Raw genomic sequence first — 24,115 nt, forward strand, 5'->3', positions numbered from 1 at the left:
TGCTAAAATGGCAATATTTGGTCAGTAAATTGCTTGAATATTTCGCTGGCAATAGCTTTATCAAAAGCTTCTTGAGTTACCAAATCATATAATTTAGCTTTGAGAAGTTGACCAAATGATTTTTTGTCAAGGTTCGGAATATCTTCACGTAGCTCATCAAATTCATCGAAAATAATCTGTTGACCATAACCTAATTTTTCAATTTCTGAGAGTACTTGTTTTATCAGTTCCTTTAGTTCTTCATCAGAACTGCTAATTTTTGAGTAGTCTGTAACTTGCCTTTTTCTCGCCTGTTCTATGGCATATTTACCTTCTAATTTTAGTTTGGCATTTACGTTTCTGCCGTTCATACATTCAATGAATCCCCGATTTTCGAGCATCCTTCCATAATCCCAATCTTCGCTACGACCATTTAGTTTTACACCGTTACCTTCAAGAATCAAATTTAAAGAATGGTATTTTCCATCTTTGTAAAGGTCGTATAGTTTTGAAAGAATAAGGTCGAGTATGCCGTCGGTGTCCAGATTTTGACGTTCGTTCAAATCAATTTCATCAGGTCGCACAATGGCATCTGAAATAAAAAGAATTTTCAGGTAGTAGTTAAGCCCGTTTATTTCATCCTTTAGGGCCTGAATAGTGTTTTTTATCTTTTGGTCAACCCCTAATTTCATTCCCAGATTATAGCCTTTCTGAGCTCTGAACTCATAAGCGAAATTAATATGTTCCGGCTCAAAAGATTTTTTAACGAAGCTTATCACAGTATTTTCCCAAGACTGCTTTGCATCTTTTAATTCGGTAAATTCTTCTTCGCTTCTTGAAGACTTATATTTTTCAAGAAGGACTTCGCCCTCAATTATGTATTTATCGATTTGACTTTTGAAATCTATCCATTTGACCTTTAAAACCATATGCAAATTATATGGTGGTAAAGGTAGCGGAATGAAAATCAGAAATGTTAAAATTTCAGTCGAAGATGTTCACAGTTGGTAAACAATTACATACAAAAGAATATAGAAGCTACAGATGGGATTATTGATTTTATCTTTTTTTCAAGATGTAACTTAACGCTTCATTTTGAATCTCAGACTTAGATTTTCGATTGTTCTGAAGCAACCATTCATTGAGGCGATTGATATCAAAAAAAATGAGTTTGCCATTTGGCTTGCTGTGGGGAACAATTCCGGCAGAAGTTAATTTGTATAGATAGCTGCGTGAAATTCCGGTGTACTCGCAAGCCTCGTCCAGAGTAAGCACCTGTTTAGAGCCTAACAACAAACGCTCAATTCTATCGAGTTTTTCTTGAATTTCAATAATATCCATAACAATTAGTTCAATATGTTGAACTCTATAAAGCGCGTAGTTTCTTATAGTAGAATTCAGAAACTAAAGGTATAAATATGCTAAATAGAAAGTGCTGGACAACTACATTACTTATTCACAAATATCATTGAATAAGACGATTAGACTTGTTTGACTATAAATGAGTTCAAATTTAATTAGCCTCATTTAATTGATAATCTAATGATGGATTTTACCGTCCCAAATCATTGGGGAAAACACCTATGACTGACAGTTATTAACAATTAGACCACCGAAACAGTACTAAAGCGCCCTTATCTCAAAGTAAAGGAGGTTTTGGCTTTAAATTTAAACAGCAGTTTCTAAAATATCCAGGTCCAGTTTGGGGACTAAGTTTGCTGCCTCTTTCATTTTCTTGTCAATAATCTTGGCATAAATTTCAGTAGTTCTTATTTCCTTATGCCCCAAACGTTTTGAAACCGTATAGATGTCTGCCCCATTTTCGAGTAGTAAGACTGCATTGGTGTGGCGTGCAGAGTGAAACGTGATATGTTTCGAAATACCGGCAGCCATACACCAACGAAGCAATTGAAGATTCATATAGGCACTATAACGCAAGTTGGTAAAAACCCTATCTTTTGGTTCGGAACGTTTCCCCAATAATCTTCTCGCTTGTTTTGATATGTATAGATATTCCATTCCTTCAGTTTTCTTTTGCTTAAAAACTATTCGGAAAATTTCGTTATCTGACTTATCAATTCCCTCGTCCCGTACTTCGGACCAGGTTAGTTTGTGAATATCCGACCATCTTATCCCTGTCAAGGCAGAAAATAGGAAAGCATCTTTGAAAACCTGAATGTTGCAAGGGGTTTTTGCAAGCCTTTTTAATTCATCAGAGGTCAAATATTCTCTTTTGGATTCACCCATCGCAAACCCCTTCACTTTTGCGATTAAGTTTTCTTTCAAATACCCTTCTTCAAACGCAGCTCGCATAGCCGCTTTGAACTTATTGAAATAGGTATGCTTCGTGTTCTGGGATAAGTTCTTATTACTTTTTGTAACAGCAACGGTATCAAGATACTTTTTGAACCCTTTGATAAAGTCAATATCAACTTCGTTGAATGAAATATGGTTTGGGCAGTAGTTTTCTAAATGTTTTTGAGCAGCATCCCAGTTGTCATAATTGCCCTTTGTCTGATAGCGTTCCTCTTTCTTTTCCTCATAAAAATCGAGAAAACTTGTCCTTCCTTTGGAATTATTTTGGATTTTATATTTCCCTTGATAGATTGAAGCCTTCCTTATGGCCAAGATTTGTTCGGCCAGTTCAAGCTGTTCTTTGTTTTTCTTCTTTTCAGAAACCTTTGTCGGATTAGTAGTTAGATAAAGCTCTAAGTACTCAAATTCTCGAAGATGCTTAATCTTACCTTCAGCGGTGGTCTTATGACCTTTGTAGTATTCAATATAAAGACTTGTTTTTCCACTTTTCAATTTCTTCTTTCTTAGATGGACTTTCATAACAGGTGTAAATTTTTACACCTCGGGTGTAAAAAATAATTTTGAGGTGTAAATTAGGTGTAATAAAAGTATGAAAATCGGATAACCAAGAGAAAGTAAAAACTCAAGAGTTATTAACAGTAATTTGATTTACAGTCAATTACAGGCAAATAAAATCAAATAAAATGTCTAACTATTTCCCGATACAGAAATTAGCAAAAATATTACCCAGTAAATCATCATTAGTTATTTCACCGGTAATTTCTCCAAAATGATGTAAAGCCTGTCGAATATCGATTGCCAGTAAGTCTCCAGAAAGCTCCATATTTAAGCCATCTTCAACTTTATTGATTTCTTCCAGTGCTTTTAGCAGGGCGTTATAGTGACGGCTGTTCGTTACAATGGTATTATTGTTTCGAAGAGCACCGGTATTCACGAAATTCAATAATTTCTCTTTTAATTCTTCAACACCCAGTCCGGTTTTGGCAGAAAGCAAATGAAGATCCGGAATTCTGGAAGTTAAAATTTCAACCTGCTCTTCTGTTAACTGATCGATCTTATTGGCTATAATCACCAGTGGTTTTTGTGGATATTTATTCTTTATTTTTTCAATCTCTACTTGTATCATGTTCAGCGAAGTTTCATTTCCCTGAAGCTGATCTTTAGCTACACTTCCTTCAGCGAATTCTATTTTGCTTAATCGTGAAGTATCAAATAGGTAAATAACGACCTGTGCCTGGCCTATTTTTTCGAACGTCTTTTTTATACCGATACTTTCTACCACATCTTTGGTTTCCCTAATACCGGCAGTATCGATAAATCGGAAACCAACGCCTCCTATAGCCAGCTCATCTTCAATAACATCCCGGGTGGTTCCGGCAATTTCAGAAACAATGGCACGTTCCTCATTTAATAAAGCATTTAACAGGGTGGATTTACCAACATTGGGTTCTCCAACGATGGCAACGGGAATGCCATTTTTCAATACATTTCCTGTCGCAAAAGAATCGATCAGGCGTTTTAAAACTTTTTGGATTCTGGCTACCAGATTCCTAAACTGATCGCGATTCGCAAATTCAACATCTTCTTCGGCAAAATCGAGTTCTAATTCGATCAGAGAAGCAAAGTTCAATAATTCTTCCCGTAAACGCTGAATTTCGTTGGAAAAACCACCGCGCATTTGTTGCATGGCCATTTGATGAGAGGCTGCATTTTCAGAAGAGATTAAATCGGCTACCGCTTCCGCCTGACTCAAATCCATTTTAGCATTTAGGAATGCTCTAAGTGTAAATTCTCCGGCTTCTGCAGAGCGACAACCACTTCTTACCAAAAGCTGAATAATCTCCTGCTGAATATAAGGAGAGCCGTGGCAACTAATTTCGATAGTTTCTTCGCCGGTATACGATTTAGGTGCTCGAAACACTGAAATTAAAACTTCATCTAAATTGCGCTGTCCATCTACAATATTTCCTAAATGAAGGGTATGGGTAGGCTGTTCTTCTAATTTTTTCTTACTTTTTGCCTTAAAAAGTGGGGCAACAATCGAAATAGCTTCTGGTCCCGAAACTCGAATTACAGCAATAGCTCCCGCTCCCGAAGGGGTAGCAAGCGCAACAATGGTATCGTTTAATTTCATGCCTGCAAAGATAATAAAGAAAGAGCGTATGCAAAGATTTTGTAGAAAACTGTAACATTCCTTGGGCTTATTCGTCTTTTAAGTGTAGTTCTTTTTTTAGGAACGTTTATTAACCATCAAAATACCATCAAAAAATTATGGAAACGTATAGTGCAATGCGAGAAGACAGGCAAATGTTAATGATTATGCATTTGAGTCAGTTACTGGATTTTGTTACCGGAATAGGAGGTTTTATTGTACCGCTGATCTTATGGGCAACACAAAAAGATAAAATTCAGGATATGGACGAGCAGGGGAAAGAGATCATAAATTTTCAGATTAGTCTATTTATTTATTCAATAGTTTGTATTCCGTTGATATTTTTATTCGGTTTAGGATTTTTGTTTTTAATTTTAGTAGGTATCCTGGGGTTAATTTTTCCGATTATCAACGCGATCAAAGCTTCTAATGGAGAGCCAACGAATTACCCAATGACGATTAGAATCATCCAATAATATATACAATATCAAACTAAAGAATCAACTTTGGTTTCATGCATCAATCGAAAAGCAAAAACCCATTCAGGTTACTGAATGGGTTTTAATTTTATATAAAATAGAATCCTATTTAGAGCTGTCTATTTATTAGTTATTCAACATTACCGGCATTACCAGCATTGTAATTTTTTCTCCCGGATCTAATCCGTCAACCGGAGTTAAGATTCCGGCACGGTTAGGTAAACTCATTTCTAACTGTACTTCATCTGAATTTAAATTATTCAGCATTTCGGTAAGAAATCTGGAGTTAAAACCAATTTGCATATCATCTCCCTGGTAACCACAAGTTAAACGCTCTTCAGCTTTGTTGCTGTAATCTACATCTTCCGCAGAAATATTTAACTCGGCTCCGGCGATTTTTAAACGTACCTGATGCGTTGTTTTATTAGAGAAAATAGATACCCTTCTTACCGAACTTAAAAACTGGTTACGCTCTATGGTAAGTTTATTAGGATTTTCTTTTGGGATTACCGCTTCGTAATTTGGGTATTTACCATCGATTAAACGGCAAATTAATGTGGTATCATCAAAAGTAAATTTAGCATTACTCTCATTATATTCGATAAGCACTTCGCTTTCGCTACCCGCAAGAATTCCTTTTAAAAGATTAAGCGGTTTCTTGGGCATAATAAATTCTGCCGTTTGTGAAGCCGTCACATCTTCGCGGGAATACTTTACCAATTTATGGGCATCTGTAGCGACAAAAGTTAAGCCTTCTGTAGAGAACTGAAAGAACACGCCGCTCATTACCGGGCGAAGGTCATCATTACCAGAGGCAAAAATAGTCTTACTAATGGCTGAAGAAAGAATATCACCTTCGATCACTGTATTGCTTGGATCTTCAAGACTTACAGGATTAGGGAATTCTTCACCATCGGCATAAGCCAGTGCGTATTTACCATGATTAGAGCTAAGCTCTATCGTATGATTATCCTCGGCAACAAAAGTTAAAGGTTGCTCTGGAAAAGTTTTTAGCGTATCTAAAAGAAGTTTGGCCGGTACAGCGATTTTTCCTTCAGAATCAGATTCTACATTTAATTTAGCAGACATGGTGGTCTCTAAATCTGAAGCAGAAACTGTTAACTCGTCATTGTTCAAATCAAAAAGGAAATTATCCAATATCGGCAAAGTGTTGTTATTATTAATAACCCCACCAAGTATCTGAAGCTGTTTCAGCAAATAACTGCTGGATACAATAAATTTCATTGGCTTTTTATTGATTTATTTAGAATCACTTACAAAGATATTTTAATCCTGTAAAAATTGAAGCAGGAGAAAGGAGTTTTTATTAACATTAAATTGAATTTGTTGACAAGTAAATTGCTATCTTCCAGTGCTTTTTTGAAAAACCACCCTGTTAAATTGTTAATATGTCGAAAATCAGGAATTTTTTGAAGGCATTATTTCTTCCTGATATATTTCTTGCGTCTAAGCCAGGTATAAAGCAGCGCAAAAATGCCCAATATCAATAGTGGTAATGCAATGCTTATCAATTGCCATTTGCTACGTTCAGCAGCAGTTTTTTGCGGATCCAAAAATGCGATCGTTACTTTTTTGGTACGAATGTCCATTAGTCCCCGGTCATCCAACATATAGTTAACGGCATTCAGTAAAAACTCTTTGTTACCATAGGTAGTACCGGTATATTTTTGAAATCCAAGCGCTAGTGGTTCCCCTTGTTGAAGATCATTTTTGATCACGTCTCCATCCGAAATTACCAGCATTGCAGTAGGTTTGCTTTGGTCTAAATTATCCCGTATTTTAAAGGGTTTTAAGCGATTGTTGTATACTGAAGTAAATTCGCCTTCCAGTAAAACGGCGAGCGCTTGTTCACCATCAGTATACGACGCAATATCTGGTTCTTTACCAACGATATTTAAACTGATCTCACGAGGAGTCCCTTCAACCTTCGATTTTGGAGAACTAGTTAATAATATCGTTTTTTTGATGTTGTTTTTTAATGTGTCTATAGGATTTACAAAATCAAATTTTACCGCTTCTATATTATTGATGATTGGATGGTCGTTAGGGGAGGTGGTAAGCGGACTATAAAACCATGGATAGGGATTAAATCGGGTATCGTTACCATTCCCGGTAGCCAGAATAATTGGTGCCGAATATAGATCGTTTACAAGGCTGGGGTTAATTCTTAAGCCATAACTAAAGAAGAAATCCCCCAGATTAAGGTTTTGTGGTAAAGCAAAGGCTGAGCCGTTGGGATTTAATAGGCTGTCTTTTTCCATCGCAACACTTTCGGTAAGCCACAGTGATTTTCCACCGTTCATGGTGTATTGATCCAGAATATATTTCTCGTTCTCAGTAAAAGGTTGGGTTGGTTTTGCTTCAATGATAAGATCATATTCCCTTAATTCCTTTAGTGTTTTTTGCGGATTCACCGCAGCTGAATCTAAAGTGAAAGGCGCCATAAAATAATATTGTTGAAGCGTCTTTACAAAATCGGCAATATTAGCATTGGGCAATTCACCATTACCGCGCATCACTGCAATTTTCTTTTCCCTGGGGTAAATTAGCTTGTTTATCGCATCAGTAAAAGCGTATTCTAATTGTTGGACCGAGTTGGTCACACGATCTTCATCACTGCTTCCTAACTGATTTTTAAGCAAACCAATACGTACCGATTTTTCACCAAGATTGGCCATGGCCCAGGGAAAAATAATCGTTTCGCTATTTTGCCCGTTTTCCATGACATTTATGCGTGCGGGAGACATGCCCATCTGGTAAAACTGTTGAGCCACCTGTTGCGCATTGGCATCTTCAGCCAAAGGGTCTATAAAATTAAAGCTGATATTGCTGTTTTTAGCTGTATATTCTTCAAGGATTTGACGGGTTTCGTTTTGCAGGCGTCTAAATTCAGAAGGAAAGTCACCTTTTAAAAATACATCGATAATGATGGGGTCTTTAATATCGGCTATTATTTCCTCGGAAGCTTTGGAAAGAGTGTAGCGCTTGTCCTGTGTAAGATCTAAACGTTCAAAATAGTGTGAAGCAACAAAGTTTATCGCAATTAAGATTACGATAAATAAAACAACCGATTTATATTTCGAAAACTGCTTCAAGATTAGTTATTTCTTAGATTTTTTATTCTGAAGTGCGTAAGCTTTAAAAACAAAGCAATAAAACTTAAAAAGTAAATAAGATCGCGGGTATCTACAACTCCCCGACTAATACTGCGGTAATGATAGCTAATTCCGAAGTATTCTATTCCGTATTCCGGGGCTTCCAAGATTGATAATCCGGAAATTCCTTCAAATAAAAAGAAACTCAAAAAACATATAAAAACAGCTATAATAAAAGCTACGATCTGGTTTTTGGTTAAGCTGGAAGAAAATATCCCGATGGCGGTATAACAACCACTCAGAAACAATAGTCCCAGATAACTCCCTAAAGTTGCTCCTAAATCAAAATTTCCAGGAGTTCGACCTAACTCTGAAATGCAGATCACGTAAATAACCGAAGGAACAATTGCTAAAATCACTAATAGTAAAGCTCCCAGGTATTTGCCAAATATTAGTTTAGCGATCGATAAAGGTTTAGTAAGTAAGAGCTCCATGGTACCTAGTTTCTGTTCTTCAGAAAAGCTTTTCATGGAAATGGCGGGGATCAGAAAGATAAAAATCCAAGGCGCCATATTAAAGAACGGCTTGATAGTAGCGAAACCGCTATCTAAAATGTTATACTCTCCTGTAAACACAAATAAAAACAGGCCGCTAACCACCAAAAATATCCCAATGACCAGATAGCCTATAGGAGTGGCAAAAAAAGATTGTATTTCTTTATTTAAAATAGCTAACAAAGCGACTTAATTTTGATCTGAAACCCAAAGTTGATCAACACTCCAGGCTTCTGGTTTCGCATTAAACAAAATTTTGGTATTGCTCCAAACGACCTTGAAAAATGCAGAATTTCGATAATTTTCCAATGCATTTTCATTTTCCCAGTAACTATACGTAAAAAATTGACTGGTATTGTCTTTGTCACGATATAATTCTAAATGTCTACAACCTTTAAAATTGCGAATTTGCTCTTTGGTATTTTCAAAGATTTCTAAAAAAGCATCGATATTTTCAGGGCTAAAGCTCAGCTTTACGATCCTTACTAGCATAAGCTTCAAATTTTATAGTTACGGTATCACGATTTTGTAATCCAAAGAGGCTGGCCGCGCTGCCCACAGTTAAGGGATTACTTTTATAAATGGCCAGTTCGATATATCCGGCCGAATTAAATACAGCTAGTTTTTTACCATCTTCTTCGCCGCGTTTTTCTTTTTCTATCTTAAAGTTAATGCAGTCACTATAAGTTTCATGTACCTTACTAAAGGTGACCATTCTTGCACTAATGGTAAAATTTCTTCCTTTGCCTATATTCTCGAATAATTTCCTGGAAATATTGGTAATCACATTCCCATAATTATCAATATAAATTACATGCCCGATAATCTGGTTTTTATCTGAGTTGATTAAAGGCTCAATTTGTTTTAGATATTTAATCTCCTGAATATTTTTTCCTATAACATCTAAAGTACCACCGCGTGCAATATGACAGGCTACTTTCACAAAAATATCCAGCACAGGAAAGTTGGATTCAATCTTATCGTGGATATTGATTTCTACGATTTTTTCAGGCTTAATTTCTGAAGCCAATAATGACAAAATACCATTGTTGGCACAAAGAAAATAATGATCGTCCAACAATATGGCCAGATGTTTATTCTCTGGCGTTAATTCTGAATCAATCCCTATTATATGAATGCTTCCTTTTGGAAAGCTTTTGTAAGCATTTTTAATAATATAACTCGCTTCGCTAATATGAAAAGGAGAGATACAATGCGAAATATCAACAATCCTAACATCATCAAGTTCGCTGTAAACAGCTCCTTTAACCGCTGCTGCAAAGTAATCTTTCTGCCCAAAATCGGTTGTTAAGGTAATGATTGCCATAAGTGATTGTTAATATTTTTTTAAGTTGTAAAGGCTAAATTTCCTTAAGTTTGTATAAGGAGCGAAGATACTTTTATTTTGTTCTTCCAACCTTAAAATTGCGCCAAAAATATGGCGATAAATCAGGCTGCAAAAATAAATCCTGATATTTGGAACACAAATTTAACCGGTAAGAATTTTACTCGATAATCGAGATTAAATGCTCCGGTTCTTATCTAGATAGCTATCGGGATAGGAGGTATTGAAATAAAGAAATCATAATAAATGACTTATGGGCTTTCCCAGAGGTAGTTTATGCTTATAACCACCAAATTTTAACTAAAACAAAGGCTTTTGAACGAACTTGTAATCGAACTTTCAGAGATTAGTCCCAGAGATTTTTTTGGGCAGGGTAATGAACATATTGAACTTTTAAAAAGATATTTTCCGAAGTTAAAAATCGTAGCACGAGGAAGTAAAATAAAAGTTTTTGGAGATGAAGAAATGCTGGAAGAATTCGATAAGCGATTTACCATGCTTATCGAGCATTTTGGAAAGTTTAATAAACTGGATGAAAATGTTATTGAGCGCGTCTTAACGAGTGAGAGTAAGGAAGAATATCAATCTTCTAAAGAAAGCGGTGAGGTTTTGGTGCATGGAGTAAGCGGTAGATTAATCAAAGCACAAACCGCCAACCAGCGTAAAATGGTAGATCTTAGTAAAAAGAACGATCTGTTATTTGCTATAGGCCCGGCGGGAACCGGAAAAACGTATACCGGTGTAGCCCTAGCGGTTAAAGCTTTAAAAGAAAAAGAGGTTAAAAGGATCATTCTTACTCGTCCCGCGGTGGAAGCGGGGGAGAACCTTGGATTTTTACCGGGAGATCTTAAAGAAAAACTGGATCCTTACATGCAGCCACTGTATGATGGATTACGCGATATGATCCCGGCAGAAAGACTTGAATCTTTTATCGAAAAAGGAGTGATACAGATAGCCCCATTAGCCTTTATGCGTGGTAGAACCTTGGATAATGCGTTTGTAATCTTAGATGAAGCACAAAATACTACCCATGCACAAATGAAAATGTTTTTAACCCGAATGGGGAAAAATGCTAAATTTATTATTACCGGCGATCCGGGCCAGATCGACTTACCTAGAAGAACAGTATCCGGGTTAAAAGAAGCGCTTTTGGTTTTAAAAGACGTAAAAGGTGTAGGTATGGTATATTTGGACGATAAAGATGTGATTCGTCATCGATTGGTAAAAAAGATCATCGCGGCCTACAAAACAATAGAACACAACGATTAAATAAAAATAAATCAACCGATTTTAAAGAAATGAGTAATACTCTAATAAAGACCGATTATAATTTTCCTGGACAAAAATCAGTATACAAAGGAAAGGTGAGAGATGTATATGCTTTCGAAGATGATCAACTGGTGATGATCGCCTCAGACCGTCTTTCGGCTTTTGACGTGGTGATGCCAAAAGGAATTCCTTATAAAGGTCAGATTCTGAACCAGATCGCTACTAAAATGATGAAGGATACTGAAGATTTGGTACCAAACTGGCTTCAGGCAACACCAGATCCTAACGTAGCTGTAGGTGAAGCCTGCGAACCTTTTAAAGTAGAAATGGTGATTCGTGGATATCTTTCCGGGCACGCGGCAAGAGAATATAAAGCTGGTAAAAGAACACTTTGTGGAGTGGCTATGCCAGAAGGAATGAAGGAAAACGATCGTTTTCCTGAACCCATAATTACTCCGGCTACCAAAGCAGAACAGGGTGATCATGATGAAGATATCTCTAAAGAAGATATTTTAAAACGCGGAATTGTTTCTGCGGAAGATTATGCGGTATTAGAGGATTACACCAAAAAACTTTTTCAACGTGGAACCGAAATTGCTGAAAAGCGAGGCTTAATTTTAGTGGATACTAAATATGAGTTCGGGAAAACTAAAGATGGTAAAATCGTTTTGATCGACGAAATTCATACCCCTGATTCTTCAAGATATTTCTATGCCAATACCTATAAAGAATTACAGGAGAAAGGAGAGCCACAAAAGCAACTTTCTAAAGAATTTGTTCGCCAGTGGCTTATCCAGAATGGTTTTCAGGGCAAAGAAGGACAAGAAGTGCCGTTTATGAGTGACGAATATATAGAAACCGTAAGCGAAAGATATATAGAATTATATGAAAATATAACCGGAGAGACTTTTGAAAAAGCAGATGTTTCTAATATTGAAAAACGGGTAGAAGAAAATGTAAAAGCCTATTTGAAATAGGAATACTGTCTAATCACTATAGAAAAGCGATCTGTTGTAATAGACATATCGCTTTTTTTATGTTTAAATTTTTGTAAAAACATAGAATTGTTCAAGCGAAATCAGTAAAAAATCAATAGTTTTAAGGGAAAATTAAAGAATCCTTACAACCGATTGATAATTATGAGTAATTACCACATTAAAAATCTGGAAGAATATTTTCAGGTTTATAGAAAATCCGTGCGCGAACCAGAAAATTTTTGGGCAGAAATTGCCGAAGAGCATTTTACCTGGAGAAAAAAATGGGACAATGTATTAAGCTGGGATTTTACCAAACCAGAAGTAAAATGGTTTGAAAATGCTAAACTGAATATCACTGAAAACTGTATAGATCGTCATCTTTTAACTCGAGGAGAGAAAACCGCCATTATTTGGGAGCCTAACGATAGTAGTGAAGAAGCTCAACATATCACTTATAACGAGCTGCATAAAAAAGTAAATAAGCTCGCAAACGTTTTAAAAAGCAAGGGTATTCAAAAAGGAGATAGGGTTTGTATCTATTTACCAATGGTGCCAGAACTTGCTTATTCCGTTCTCGCTTGTGCCAGGATAGGGGCTATACATTCTGTTGTATTTGCAGGATTCTCCAGCAAGGCATTGGCTACAAGAACTCTGGATGCCGATTGTAAAATGATGATTACTTCAGACGGTTCTTATCGTGGTGCAAAAACACTTAATCTTAAGAATATTGTAGACGAAGCTTTAGAAGATTGTCCAGATGTATCCTCGGTTTTGGTGGTAAAAAGAACTGGTGAAGAAATTAATATGAAAGACGGGCGCGACGAATGGTTGTCCCCTTTAATGGATAAGGCTTCAGAACAATGCGCTCCTGAAATTGTGGATGCTGAAGATCCTTTATTTATTTTATATACCTCTGGTTCTACCGGCAAACCAAAAGGAATGTTACATACTACCGCAGGATATATGGTGTATACCGCGTTTACCTTCAAAAATATTTTTAATTATACCGAAGGTGATGTGTATTGGTGTACAGCTGATATTGGATGGATCACGGGGCATTCCTATATAGTTTATGGTCCACTGGCCAACGGAGCTACTACAGTAATGTTTGAAGGAGTACCGTCTTATCCTGATTATGGGCGTTTTTGGGAAATTGTAGAAAAACACAAAATCACACAATTCTATACCGCACCAACTGCGATTAGAGCTTTGGCAAAACGTAATATTGAATTTGTAGAAAATCATGATCTTTCTTCTTTAAAAGTTCTGGGGTCTGTAGGGGAACCTATAAATGAGGAGGCATGGCATTGGTTTAATGATAATATAGGTAAAAACCAGAGTCCTATAGTGGATACCTGGTGGCAAACTGAAACAGGAGGAATTATGATTTCACCAATGCCCTATGTAACTCCCACAAAACCTACTTACGCGACTTTACCCATGCCTGGAATTCAACCTAGCTTAATGGACGATGATGGCAAGGAAATAAAGGGAAATCAGGTAAGTGGTCGCTTATCTGTAAAATTTCCCTGGCCATCGATTGCCAGAACTGTTTGGGGAGATCACGAGCGCTATAAGGATACTTATTTTTCGACTTTTGAAGGAAAGTACTTTACCGGTGATGGAGCCATGAGGGATGAAGTGGGATATTACAGAATAACCGGTAGAACGGATGATGTTATTATTGTTTCCGGACATAATCTAGGTACTGCCCCTATAGAGGATGCGATTAACGAACATCCGGCAGTTGCCGAAAGTGCAGTGGTTGGTTTTCCTCATGATGTGAAAGGAAATGCACTGTATGCATTTGTAATCCTTAAGGAGTCTGGTGAGAGCCGTAAACGTGATAACTTAAGAAAAGAGATCAATCAACAAATTGCTGATAAAGTTGGACCAATTGCCAAGCCAGATAAAATACAGTTTGTAGAAGGCTTACCTAAAACCCGAAGTGGAAAAATTATGCGAAGAATTTTACGTAAAATAGCTTCCGATGATACTTCAGATTTAGGAGATACTTCAACCTTATTAAATCCTGAGGTGGTCGAAGCGATTATTGCAGAAGCTTTATAAATTTCAGAATTTATAAAAATACTATAAAGTCCGGGTAATTTATCCCGGACTTTACTAGATAATCGACATAAAATGCTTCGATCCTGGCACTATAGCTAATGGATTCGGAATTTTTCCAAAAAAGAATAAATTTTTAATAAATACCGCGTGGGTTTGACTTGAAGTGATTTACTTTTTGAATAGTTCTTTTAGTTTTTTACGTTTCAGTCGTCCCAGGATTTTTAGAAATGCAATAGCGGTAATAAACGCATCACCAATGGCGGTATGTCTATCTTTAAGATCAATATTATACGCCAGGGCCACTTCATCTAAACTATACGTTTTGTGTTGATCGATAAAATTTGATATAATCCTGGTTTTTCGATATAATATTCCGGTATCTAAAACCCTGTTCTTTAACTTCGGAAGATGATTTCTTTTAAGTGCAGCATTGATCATATTAATATCGAACCCGGCATGATGAGCCACTAACACAGAGTCTTTAATATACTTTAGAAATAACTGAATCGCTTTTTCTTCAGAAATTGTTTCAAAGCGTTCATGTTTTATCAGACCGTGTATTTCGACAGTATCGGGATTAAATTTTTCCTGTTTCAGGTAAATTTCAAAACTATCGGCAACCAGTAATTTATTGTTTTTTATTTTTACACAACCAATACTTAGAATTCGATCTTTTTCCTGATCAAAACCCGTGGTTTCAGTATCTAAGACCACAAATGTTGTCTCTGCAATAAGTTGCTCTTTTTGGTTGCTATTAAATCCAGCTGAATATTTTTGCCAGAATTCGGGTAGGTGAGATTCGTCTTTTTTAAACCAGTCAAACATTACAATACAGTTGCGGTTTCAAACCTCATTTTTAATAAATCCTGAACCGCTTTTATATATTTAAAAGCACGTTTTAATTTCATCTTATCTTCTTTATTTAATTTTGAAAGATCGATAAAACGTCCACTATCTCTATTTTGAAGTCCTTGTTTTGTCCTAAACTTCAGCAAGGCTTTCGAGGCATAAGAGCAGCCTTCAAAAAGTTCTTTGTTTTTTGGTTCTAATTGCGCCAAACGATCAAAACGCTCTGCAGTATTGCTGATATTTTTTATTTTATAAGATAAGATCAGCAGTCGGGCACTTTCGGTTAAAGGCTGTAAACCACGCTTTTTTATATCAAAAAAGTCTTTTTTCTCGCCATCCTGTTCCACTAAAAACTGTCTAAAAAATCCTAGAGGAGAAGGATTTCTTAAAGCGTTAGAACCCATAACGCTTAAAAATTTTGGATAATCGTCAATTAAGCCAAGAATATAATCCGATAGATTATTGGATAACAACGAATCGCCAAAGGTGATATCATAATCAAAGAAAATATTAGAAAGTAATATTTCGTCTGGCCCCGGTTCTTTTATCCACTTGGCTACCTGTTCTTTCCACTCGCTTAAACTTAAACACCATCTTGGGTTTTTCGCCATCATATCTGCAGGGCAATATTCATAACCCACAATCATTAATCTTTTATTTACTTTGGTGGCGAGTTGTAGAAAGTAATCTCTGGTGGCCTCTAGCTTGCCTTCCGGAGGATCTGCAAATATAATCGCGTTATCCTGATCGGTTTGTAAAAGCTGTTCCTTTCGGCCCTGGCTTCCCATACTTAACCATGCGAACTTAACAGGAGGTTCTTGTTGTAATTTAATCACGCATCTGGAAATTACTCTTTTAATCGTGGCGTCATTAAGTTCGAATATTAATTTTGAAATATGAGTAAGTGGAATATTATTTTGAATATATCCGCCAAGCAAAAGGTTGATCTTATTTCTGATTTTCTTTAACTCTTTGGTACTATGGGAACGTTGAATGGCCTTCATTAAAACCGACGGACTATTACCCTGGGAGACCATAATATCATGCTCTGAGAGGATTCCGATAACTCGTGTATTTGGGGTGCCATCTTCTGTAATACAAATATGATTGATATTGTGTTTCATCATAGTGATTTGCGCCTGTGCAATAGTTACATTTTTAGGATAGCAGATCACTGGATAACTCATAATTTTTTCAACAGGAGTATCTATAGAGTATGCACCTGTTGCAATAGAGTTTCGAAAATCCTCATCGGTAAGAATACCCACTGGCACATCATTCTTTGTGACGAGAATAGAGCCTACCTTTCTTTTGCTCATTAGTTGAGCAGCGCTCTTAATACTGGTTTCTGGAGAGGTAGTTACAATTTTTTTAATGATTGGTGCAGGTTGTAATTCGAACAGTGGACTATTGCTTATAGGCTCGATCACCTGGTTGCCAAAAAATAATTTTCCCTTGTCCTCCCTGGCGTAAGGATTACGAGTGTTGGTGGCAAAACTTTGAATAAGGAAGTTGCCTACTTTTTTATTAGATTCGGTTAAAGGCTTAAATTGTTTAATAGGAATACCATATATAATACTCTCCTCTTCAGCAATGGCATTCATGATATAATTTTCTTCTGCAAATAAAGGGCGAAGTCCAAAAATATCTCCTTCATCACAGGTGTCTAATGTTTCGTATCGTTCATTTTGGAATTTCTGTAATTGAATCGCTCCTTTATGTACAATATAAAAGAATGCATGTACATTTTCACCTTCATTAAAAAGAATATTGCCTTTGTCTATATATAACACTTCAGATTCCTCAGAAATATTTAAAAGTTCATCTGCATTTAAAAAATTAAAAGGAGGGAAGTCTTTTAGGAAATCGGCTATCCTATGGGCGATGGAGTTTTTCATCGTTATTCAAAATTTAATAACGAATTTAATTAAAAGTTTGGGTTATATCCTTATTTCATAATCCTCAATTAAGTTTAACATTACTTTTTCGGTCTCAGAAAGTTTGGTGTAATCTTTTACACTTTCATTTTTTACTTTGTTAAAATAGGGGACAATACTACCATCTGCATAAGCTTCCACAATTTTTGGGTGTACATAATAGCTTCTGCAAACAGCGCGGGTATTACCTAATCCACTGGCGGCGGCATCAAAAGAAGTTAAAATTGTTTTTTTATTTTCTTTTTCATCTTCAATATATCCCAGTTCTTTTAGTGTTTCAAAGAAAATTTTGGAAGCAGCCCATGTTCTAAAGTCTTTTGCTGAAAATAGTTCTCCAGCTATTGCATGTATATAATCATTGATCATTCCACTATCAATAGTATGCTTTTCACCATTTTCATCGTAAAATTTAAAGAGTTCCCAGCCTGGGATGTCTTCACATTGATTAATCAGCTTGATCAACTCTTTATTCTGAACGCTAATAGAATGTTCTTTTCCTTTTTTTCCGACAAATTCAAATTTCACTTCATCATCATAGGTTTTTACATGGCGGGTGCGAAAAGTAGATAATCCATAAGTTTTGTTTTTCTGCGCATAATAGTCGTTTCCAATTCTGATATGCGTTTCTTCCATAAGTCTAATGATTAGAGCCAGGACTTTTTGTTTACACATTCCGGGGAGATCAAGATCAGCATCTACTTTTTTCCTTATTTGAGGTAATTTTTTTCCGAAAGCGGTCATTTTAAAAAATTTAGTTTCATTTTTCATTTTTGACCATAATGGATGGTAAATGTACTGTTTCCGCCTTTTCTCATCTCTTCCCACGACCTGTAAATGTCCGTTTTCCAAATTAGAAATATTTACCTGTGTCCATGCCGGTGGAATGACCAGACTTTTGATACGTTCTATAATTTTAGAATCCTTAATTCTTTTTTCTTCCTTAAAATAAGAGAAGCCGCGCCCTGCTTTTTTACGTTTTATGGAAAGATGATGCTCTGAAACATAGGTGAGATTGGCTAATTTTGCCGCTTCTGAAGGATCTTCTAAAATTACATCTATATCTTCCGGGGATAATACCATTCTATTTTTTTTGTAGAAAGGTAAAGGTAATGTGCTAAAACATTTAATAAAGATCTGTGAAACCTTGCTTAAAGAAAATAAAAAAGCTCCTATTAGAAGGAGCTTTTTGAATAATTGAGAGTGTTTGTTTAGCTGAAATAACTAAAAGTTTCACCATCTTTTATTTTTAAAATACTTTCGTAAATTAGTTTTATCACGTTTTCAACATCTTCTCTATGTACCATTTCTACGGTCGTATGCATATAGCGAAGAGGAAGACTAATTAATGCTGAAGCTACTCCGCCGTTACTATACGCAAAAGCATCGGTATCTGTGCCGGTAAGTCTTGAAGATGCTGCTCGTTGAAAAGGAATTTTATTTTTTTCAGCTGTATCTATTAATAACTCTCTAAGATTGTTTTGTACAGCCGGAGCATAACTTATTACTGGACCATCACCAATTTTAGCCAATCCATTTGATTTTTGATCGATCATTGGTGTAGTGGTATCGTGGGTAACATCGGTAACAATCGCTACGTTTGGTTTAATGCGTTGCGTAATCATTTCAGCACCACGAAGACCAATTTCTTCCTGAACCGAATTTGTGATATAAAGACCAAATGGAAGTTTTTTTCCATTTTCTTTTAATAGCTTAGCTACATGAGCAACCATAAAGCCGCCAATTCTATTATCTAAAGCCCTGCAGACAAATTTATTTTCGTTCAGGATAAAAAATTCATCAGGATAAGTAATCACACAGCCCACATGTACGCCAAGTTTTTCAACTTCTTCCTTAGAACTACATCCAACATCAATACAGATATTCGATAATTTTGGCGATTGTTCTTTCTCTTTATTACGGGTATGAATGGCAGGCCACCCAAAAACCCCTTTTACAATACCTTTTTTGGTATGAATGTTTACTCTTTTAGATGCTGCAATTTGATGGTCACTACCACCATTTCGAATGACGTAAATAAATCCTTCGTCACTTATGTAATTTACATACCACGAAATTTCATCAGCATGTCCTTCAATAACTACTTTAAATTCAGCTTCGGGGTTTATAACTCCAACGGCCGTTCCGTAGGTGTCGGTAATAAATTCGTCAACATAAGGTTTTAGATATTCCATCCAAAGTTTTTGACCTTCAGATTCATAGCCTGTTGGAGATGCATTATTCAGGTACTTTTCTAGGAAATCGATCGATTCTTTATCTAAAATACTTTCTTTACTCATATTATTTTTGATTTGTAGCGAATTTAGTAAGAATTAAATTGAAGACAATTGGATATTGTTTAATTTTGGAATGATTTTAGATAATTTTTTGGATGAATTTATGCTGAATAATAATCAATTGAAAACAACTTTATTATTGCTTGTCTGCTTTATTAGTTCTATTGGAGTCTTTGGGCAGAGCGATACAATATCTCATCCAGAAGAAGATAAACGATATATGATTATTGCCGGAGACTCTATAGTAAGGGAAAGTATTGATTTAGATGAAGTCCTTATACTTAAGCGCCTTCATTTTAAAAATAATACAGATAGAAGAAGATATTTGATTTTACGCAGGAAAACAAGGAAGGTTTATCCTTATGCAAAATTAGCGGCAGAAAGACTTACATCGCTTAATGAAAGGCTAGGGAGTATTAAATCGAAGAGGGGCCGAAAAAAATATACAAAAATCGTCCAAAACTATATTGAAGATCAATTTGCCGAAGAATTAAAAAAAATGACGCATACTGAAGGACAGATTTTGGTAAAATTAATTCATCGTCAAACAGGAATTACAGCATTCGAATTAATAAAGGAGCTTCGTAGCGGTTGGAGAGCCTTTTGGTATAATACCACAGCAAGCCTTTTTGAAATATCACTTAAAGAGGAGTATGATCCAATAAATAATGAAGAGGATTATATAATAGAAGACATTTTACAGCGGTCTTTTCAAAATAATGTTTTAGAATCGCAACCATCAGCACTAGATTTCGACTTTCTGGAACTTACCGATAAATGGGATGTTTTATAATATTTGTATTTTTTCTTTGCCCAAAAGTTTTTTTTTCTTAAATTAGCTATTCTCAACTCTAATCAAATCAGGCTTTTATAAAATAGTTTTTCAGATTGATGAAAAAATCAATTTGAAAGTTTGTTTTGTATTAAAAAACGGCTGTATATTTGCACCCGCTTAGCCGCTGAGGTGGTATTTAGTAAGCGGATGTTCATTGAGAGGTATACTGAAAAAGGTTCTAAAAAAAACTTAAAAAAGTTTTGCAGGAAAGAAATAAAAGGTTGTATATTTGCAGCCGCTTAACGCCAGAGTAGATAAGGTGTTATGGCGGATGTTCATTGGGATAGCGTGATATTTTAGACTGAAAAAAAACTTAAAAAAAGTTTTGGTGGTTAAAGAAAAAGGGTTGTATATTTGCAGCCGCTTTAACGGCGAGGTTCTTTGGAAGGGTTGAGGGTTTAAAATTAAGAAAAAATAAATTTTAATTTTTTCTTGTGAGTTTAAAAATTAGTTGTACATTTGCAACCGCTTTTAGAACAAGTAAAAATGCTCTTAATATACTGAGTGACTAGGAGATACCGGATGGGGTGTTGGTAAGGTTCGATTCCTTAATTTCTACCGAAAGGGTTTTTAGGAACCCGGACTTTGAATAAGTTCATTGACATATTGAATTGACTAGACGATATCAATCTTAATTTATTAAGATTGGTATAGCGTAAAGATTAAGAATTAAGACTATAAAGAGTCAAACTTTTGAGCTTTAGACTTCTTGAGAAGGAAAACATTTATTTAGTTGTCACATATTAATGAAACAACGATGAAGAGTTTGATCCTGGCTCAGGATGAACGCTAGCGGCAGGCCTAACACATGCAAGTCGAGGGGTAACAGGGAGTGCTTGCACTCTGCTGACGACCGGCGCACGGGTGCGTAACGCGTATGCAATCTACCTCTTACTGAGGGATAGCCCATGGAAACGTGGATTAATACCTCATAGTATTATAGACTGGCCTCAGTTTATGATTAAAGGTTACGGTAAGAGATGAGCATGCGTCCTATTAGCTAGATGGTAAGGTAACGGCTTACCATGGCTACGATAGGTAGGGGTCCTGAGAGGGAGATCCCCCACACTGGTACTGAGACACGGACCAGACTCCTACGGGAGGCAGCAGTGAGGAATATTGGACAATGGGCGAGAGCCTGATCCAGCCATGCCGCGTGCAGGAAGACGGCCCTATGGGTTGTAAACTGCTTTTACAGAGGAAGAACCCTCCTTACGTGTAAGGAGCTGACGGTACTCTATGAATAAGGATCGGCTAACTCCGTGCCAGCAGCCGCGGTAATACGGAGGATCCAAGCGTTATCCGGAATCATTGGGTTTAAAGGGTCCGTAGGCGGGTCTATAAGTCAGTGGTGAAAGTCTGCAGCTTAACTGTAGAACTGCCATTGATACTGTAGACCTTGAATTAGTATGAAGTGGTTAGAATGTGTAGTGTAGCGGTGAAATGCATAGATATTACACAGAATACCGATTGCGAAGGCAGATCACTAATACTATATTGACGCTGATGGACGAAAGCGTAGGTAGCGAACAGGATTAGATACCCTGGTAGTCTACGCCGTAAACGATGGTTACTAGCTGTCCGGCCTAATTGAGGGCTGGGTGGTTAAGCGAAAGTGATAAGTAACCCACCTGGGGAGTACGTTCGCAAGAATGAAACTCAAAGGAATTGACGGGGGCCCGCACAAGCGGTGGAGCATGTGGTTTAATTCGATGATACGCGAGGAACCTTACCAGGGCTTAAATGCAGTCTGACGTATTTGGAAACAGATATTTCTTCGGACAGATTGCAAGGTGCTGCATGGTTGTCGTCAGCTCGTGCCGTGAGGTGTCAGGTTAAGTCCTATAACGAGCGCAACCCCTGTGGTTAGTTGCCAGCACGTAATGGTGGGAACTCTAGCCAGACTGCCGGTGCAAACCGTGAGGGAGGTGGGGATGACGTCAAATCATCACGGCCCTTACGTCCTGGGCCACACACGTGCTACAATGGTAGGGACAGAGAGCAGCCACTTCGCGAGAAGGAGCGAATCTATAAACCCTATCACAGTTCGGATCGTAGTCTGCAACTCGACTACGTGAAGCTGGAATCGCTAGTAATCGCATATCAGCCATGATGCGGTGAATACGTTCCCGGGCCTTGTACACACCGCCCGTCAAGCCATGGAAGCCGGGGGTACCTGAAGTCCGTTACCGCAAGGAGCGGCCTAGGGTAAAACTGGTAACTGGGGCTAAGTCGTAACAAGGTAGCCGTACCGGAAGGTGCGGCTGGAACACCTCCTTTCTAGAGCATTCTCTTTCAAAAGAGAATCGCAATTAAATAAAGGGAAGTTCAAAAGCAAGCCTTTAAGGTCTTGATTCTTAATGTCAATTCGATAAACTACAGTATTAAAGTAAAAAGTTGAAAAAGTAGAAAGTAGTATTGCTTTGTGACTTTTAACTGGTAAACTTTAAAACTGTTATGGACAGTCTCATAGCTCAGCTGGTTAGAGCGCTACACTGATAATGTAGAGGTCGGCAGTTCGAGTCTGCCTGAGACTACGACCGCGCAAAGCGCGAGTTTAAAGTTGAAGGTTTAAAAGTTTAAAGTTAAACTTGAGACACGGAAGTTCATTTGAAATAACAAAAAGGAAATTTTAGAGGTTGAGTAGCCGTTATAAGTACTGTTAACTGATAACTGTTAACTGATCACTGAAAATGGGGGATTAGCTCAGCTGGCTAGAGCGCCTGCCTTGCACGCAGGAGGTCATCGGTTCGACTCCGATATTCTCCACCAGGCAATGCCTGGAGATTTGAAAGATAATCTTCAGAGTTTGCAGTGGGAAGCATAGATTGTTTATACGTCTATCGCGACTCGCGATCGTTCATTGACATATTGAGAAATAAAGAATACGAGAAACTAACGCTTATTATGAGATAGGGTTTGTAAGAATTCTATTGTAATAATAGCAAAACAAAAAAGTTAACGACCATCGTTAAGGTGGTTGTGCGAGCATATTAGGTAAAAAGCATACAAGCTTATTAAGGGCGTATGGGGAATGCCTAGGCTCTCAGAGGCGAAGAAGGACGTGATAAGCTGCGAAAAGCTGCGGGGATTGGCACATACAAATTGATCCGCAGATATCCGAATGGGGCAACCCACTATATTGAAGATATAGTATCCGAAAGGAGGCGAACCCGGAGAACTGAAACATCTAAGTACCCGGAGGAAGAGAAAACAAAAGTGATTACGCTAGTAGCGGCGAGCGAACGCGTATTAGCCCAAACCATATCGTTTACGGACGGTATGGGGTTGTAGGACCACGACATTTTATGCATAATGAATTAGAACCCTTTGGAAAGAGGGGCCAAAGACGGTGATAGCCCGGTATAGGTAAAGCATGTTATAGATAGTGGTATCCTGAGTAGTGCGGGGCACGTGAAACCCTGTATGAATCCGGCGGGACCATCCGCCAAGGCTAAATACTCCTGAGAGACCGATAGTGAACCAGTACCGTGAGGGAAAGGTGAAAAGAACCCTGAACAAGGGAGTGAAATAGATCCTGAAACCATACGCTTACAAGCGGTCGGAGCCTTTAGGGGTGACGGCGTGCCTTTTGCATAATGAGCCTACGAGTTACCGTTACCAGCAAGGTTAAGCACTTCAGGTGTGGAGCCGTAGCGAAAGCGAGTCTGAATAGGGCGAATTAGTTGGTCATGGTAGACGCGAAACCGTGTGATCTACCCTTGGGCAGGTTGAAGCTGTGGTAACACACAGTGGAGGACCGAACCCGTTGACGTTGAAAAGTCTTGGGATGACCTGAGGGTAGGGGTGAAAGGCCAATCAAACTCGGAAATAGCTCGTACTCCCCGAAATGCATTTAGGTGCAGCGGTATATTAGTTTTATAGAGGTAGAGCTACTGATTGGATGCGGGGGCTTCACCGCCTACCAATTCCTGACAAACTC

General features: G+C 37.3%; 18 protein-coding genes, 2 tRNA genes and 2 rRNA genes (1 of these 22 running past the window's edge). 9 read left to right on the plus strand and 13 right to left on the minus strand.

Annotation, left to right across the window (positions count from 1 at the left end):
- Positions 1 to 2: 2 nt before the first annotated feature.
- From ZPR_RS08660 to mnmE, 4 genes are all read right to left on the minus strand, one after another.
- Positions 3 to 908 (minus strand): hypothetical protein, encoded by a 906-nt coding sequence (locus tag ZPR_RS08660; RefSeq protein WP_009779546.1) that lies wholly within the window; start codon positions 906 to 908, stop codon positions 3 to 5.
- A 130-nt stretch (positions 909 to 1,038) separates the two neighbouring features.
- Complete coding sequence (locus ZPR_RS08665) at positions 1,039 to 1,320, minus strand: helix-turn-helix transcriptional regulator (protein ID WP_009779547.1); 282 nt, start codon at positions 1,318 to 1,320, stop codon at positions 1,039 to 1,041.
- A 327-nt stretch (positions 1,321 to 1,647) separates the two neighbouring features.
- A complete protein-coding gene (locus ZPR_RS08670) occupies positions 1,648 to 2,814 on the minus strand; it encodes a site-specific integrase (RefSeq protein WP_009779548.1) in 1,167 nt (388 codons plus the stop codon).
- Positions 2,815 to 2,986: 172 nt separating this feature from the next.
- Positions 2,987 to 4,429 carry a tRNA uridine-5-carboxymethylaminomethyl(34) synthesis GTPase MnmE gene (gene mnmE, locus ZPR_RS08675; protein ID WP_013071262.1) on the minus strand — a complete coding sequence of 481 codons (1,443 nt, stop codon included), beginning with the start codon at positions 4,427 to 4,429 and terminating at the stop codon, positions 2,987 to 2,989.
- A 137-nt stretch (positions 4,430 to 4,566) separates the two neighbouring features.
- Here mnmE and ZPR_RS08680 point away from each other — a divergent pair, with 137 nt between their 5' ends.
- Entirely contained in the window at positions 4,567 to 4,923 is a 357-nt protein-coding gene (locus ZPR_RS08680; RefSeq protein WP_013071263.1) for a DUF4870 domain-containing protein, read from the plus strand.
- Between the two features lie 129 nt (positions 4,924 to 5,052).
- On the opposite strand, the gene dnaN is transcribed toward ZPR_RS08680, so the two are convergent.
- From dnaN to ZPR_RS08705, 5 genes are all read right to left on the minus strand, one after another.
- A complete protein-coding gene (gene dnaN, locus ZPR_RS08685; protein WP_013071264.1) occupies positions 5,053 to 6,171 on the minus strand; it encodes a DNA polymerase III subunit beta in 1,119 nt (372 codons plus the stop codon).
- 194 nt (positions 6,172 to 6,365) lie between these two features.
- The gene (gene gldG, locus ZPR_RS08690) at positions 6,366 to 8,042 is read right to left on the minus strand and encodes a gliding motility-associated ABC transporter substrate-binding protein GldG (RefSeq protein WP_013071265.1); all 1,677 of its coding nucleotides are present in this window, start codon (positions 8,040 to 8,042) and stop codon (positions 6,366 to 6,368) included.
- 2 nt (positions 8,043 to 8,044) lie between these two features.
- Positions 8,045 to 8,779, minus strand: coding sequence for a gliding motility-associated ABC transporter permease subunit GldF (gene gldF, locus ZPR_RS08695; RefSeq protein ID WP_013071266.1), 735 nt, complete (start codon positions 8,777 to 8,779; stop codon positions 8,045 to 8,047).
- Between the two features lie 6 nt (positions 8,780 to 8,785).
- Positions 8,786 to 9,088: a putative quinol monooxygenase gene (locus tag ZPR_RS08700; protein WP_041578797.1), complete on the minus strand. Its 303-nt coding sequence runs from the start codon at positions 9,086 to 9,088 to the stop codon at positions 8,786 to 8,788.
- Positions 9,057 to 9,923, minus strand: coding sequence for an SAM hydrolase/SAM-dependent halogenase family protein (locus tag ZPR_RS08705; RefSeq protein WP_013071268.1), 867 nt, complete (start codon positions 9,921 to 9,923; stop codon positions 9,057 to 9,059). Before ZPR_RS08705 ends, ZPR_RS08700 begins: the two co-directional genes overlap by 32 nt.
- A gap of 333 nt (positions 9,924 to 10,256) precedes the next feature.
- Between ZPR_RS08705 and ZPR_RS08710 the strand changes: the two genes are divergently transcribed.
- The 3 genes from ZPR_RS08710 (at position 10,257) to acs (ending at position 14,257) form a co-directional block, all read left to right on the plus strand.
- Positions 10,257 to 11,210 (plus strand): PhoH family protein, encoded by a 954-nt coding sequence (locus ZPR_RS08710; RefSeq protein ID WP_013071269.1) that lies wholly within the window; start codon positions 10,257 to 10,259, stop codon positions 11,208 to 11,210.
- Positions 11,211 to 11,239: 29 nt separating this feature from the next.
- Positions 11,240 to 12,187 carry a phosphoribosylaminoimidazolesuccinocarboxamide synthase gene (locus ZPR_RS08715; RefSeq protein ID WP_013071270.1) on the plus strand — a complete coding sequence of 316 codons (948 nt, stop codon included), beginning with the start codon at positions 11,240 to 11,242 and terminating at the stop codon, positions 12,185 to 12,187.
- A gap of 162 nt (positions 12,188 to 12,349) precedes the next feature.
- Positions 12,350 to 14,257 carry an acetate--CoA ligase gene (acs, locus tag ZPR_RS08720; protein ID WP_013071271.1) on the plus strand — a complete coding sequence of 636 codons (1,908 nt, stop codon included), beginning with the start codon at positions 12,350 to 12,352 and terminating at the stop codon, positions 14,255 to 14,257.
- A 168-nt stretch (positions 14,258 to 14,425) separates the two neighbouring features.
- On the opposite strand, the gene ZPR_RS08725 is transcribed toward acs, so the two are convergent.
- The 4 genes from ZPR_RS08725 to ZPR_RS08740 form a co-directional block, all read right to left on the minus strand.
- Positions 14,426 to 15,082: a 3'-5' exonuclease gene (locus ZPR_RS08725; protein WP_013071272.1), complete on the minus strand. Its 657-nt coding sequence runs from the start codon at positions 15,080 to 15,082 to the stop codon at positions 14,426 to 14,428.
- Positions 15,082 to 17,004, minus strand: a complete 1,923-nt coding sequence (locus ZPR_RS08730) for a DUF294 nucleotidyltransferase-like domain-containing protein (RefSeq protein WP_013071273.1) — start codon at positions 17,002 to 17,004, stop codon at positions 15,082 to 15,084. The genes ZPR_RS08725 and ZPR_RS08730 overlap by 1 nt, the downstream gene beginning before the upstream one ends.
- A 42-nt stretch (positions 17,005 to 17,046) precedes the next feature.
- Entirely contained in the window at positions 17,047 to 18,123 is a 1,077-nt protein-coding gene (locus ZPR_RS08735) for a DNA topoisomerase IB (RefSeq protein ID WP_013071274.1), read from the minus strand.
- A 128-nt stretch (positions 18,124 to 18,251) separates the two neighbouring features.
- On the minus strand, positions 18,252 to 19,340 hold the full coding sequence (locus tag ZPR_RS08740; protein WP_013071275.1) for a M42 family metallopeptidase: 1,089 nt from the start codon (positions 19,338 to 19,340) through the stop codon (positions 18,252 to 18,254).
- Between the two features lie 70 nt (positions 19,341 to 19,410).
- On the opposite strand from ZPR_RS08740, the gene ZPR_RS08745 reads away from it, so the two are divergent.
- The 5 genes from ZPR_RS08745 to ZPR_RS08765 all read left to right on the plus strand — a co-directional run.
- Positions 19,411 to 20,130 (plus strand): DUF4294 domain-containing protein, encoded by a 720-nt coding sequence (locus ZPR_RS08745; protein ID WP_013071276.1) that lies wholly within the window; start codon positions 19,411 to 19,413, stop codon positions 20,128 to 20,130.
- A 796-nt stretch (positions 20,131 to 20,926) separates the two neighbouring features.
- Positions 20,927 to 22,452: ribosomal RNA gene (locus tag ZPR_RS08750) — 16S ribosomal RNA — on the plus strand.
- Positions 22,453 to 22,635: 183 nt separating this feature from the next.
- Positions 22,636 to 22,709 (plus strand) — tRNA-Ile (locus tag ZPR_RS08755).
- A gap of 158 nt (positions 22,710 to 22,867) precedes the next feature.
- Positions 22,868 to 22,944, plus strand: a tRNA-Ala gene (locus ZPR_RS08760).
- A 233-nt stretch (positions 22,945 to 23,177) separates the two neighbouring features.
- Positions 23,178 to 24,115, plus strand: a 23S ribosomal RNA gene (locus ZPR_RS08765); it runs 1,896 nt beyond the window's last position.
- The 16S and 23S rRNA genes sit together here with 2 tRNA genes alongside, the layout of an rRNA operon.

Source organism: Zunongwangia profunda SM-A87 (assembly GCF_000023465.1).
GTDB lineage: Bacteria > Bacteroidota > Bacteroidia > Flavobacteriales > Flavobacteriaceae > Zunongwangia > Zunongwangia profunda.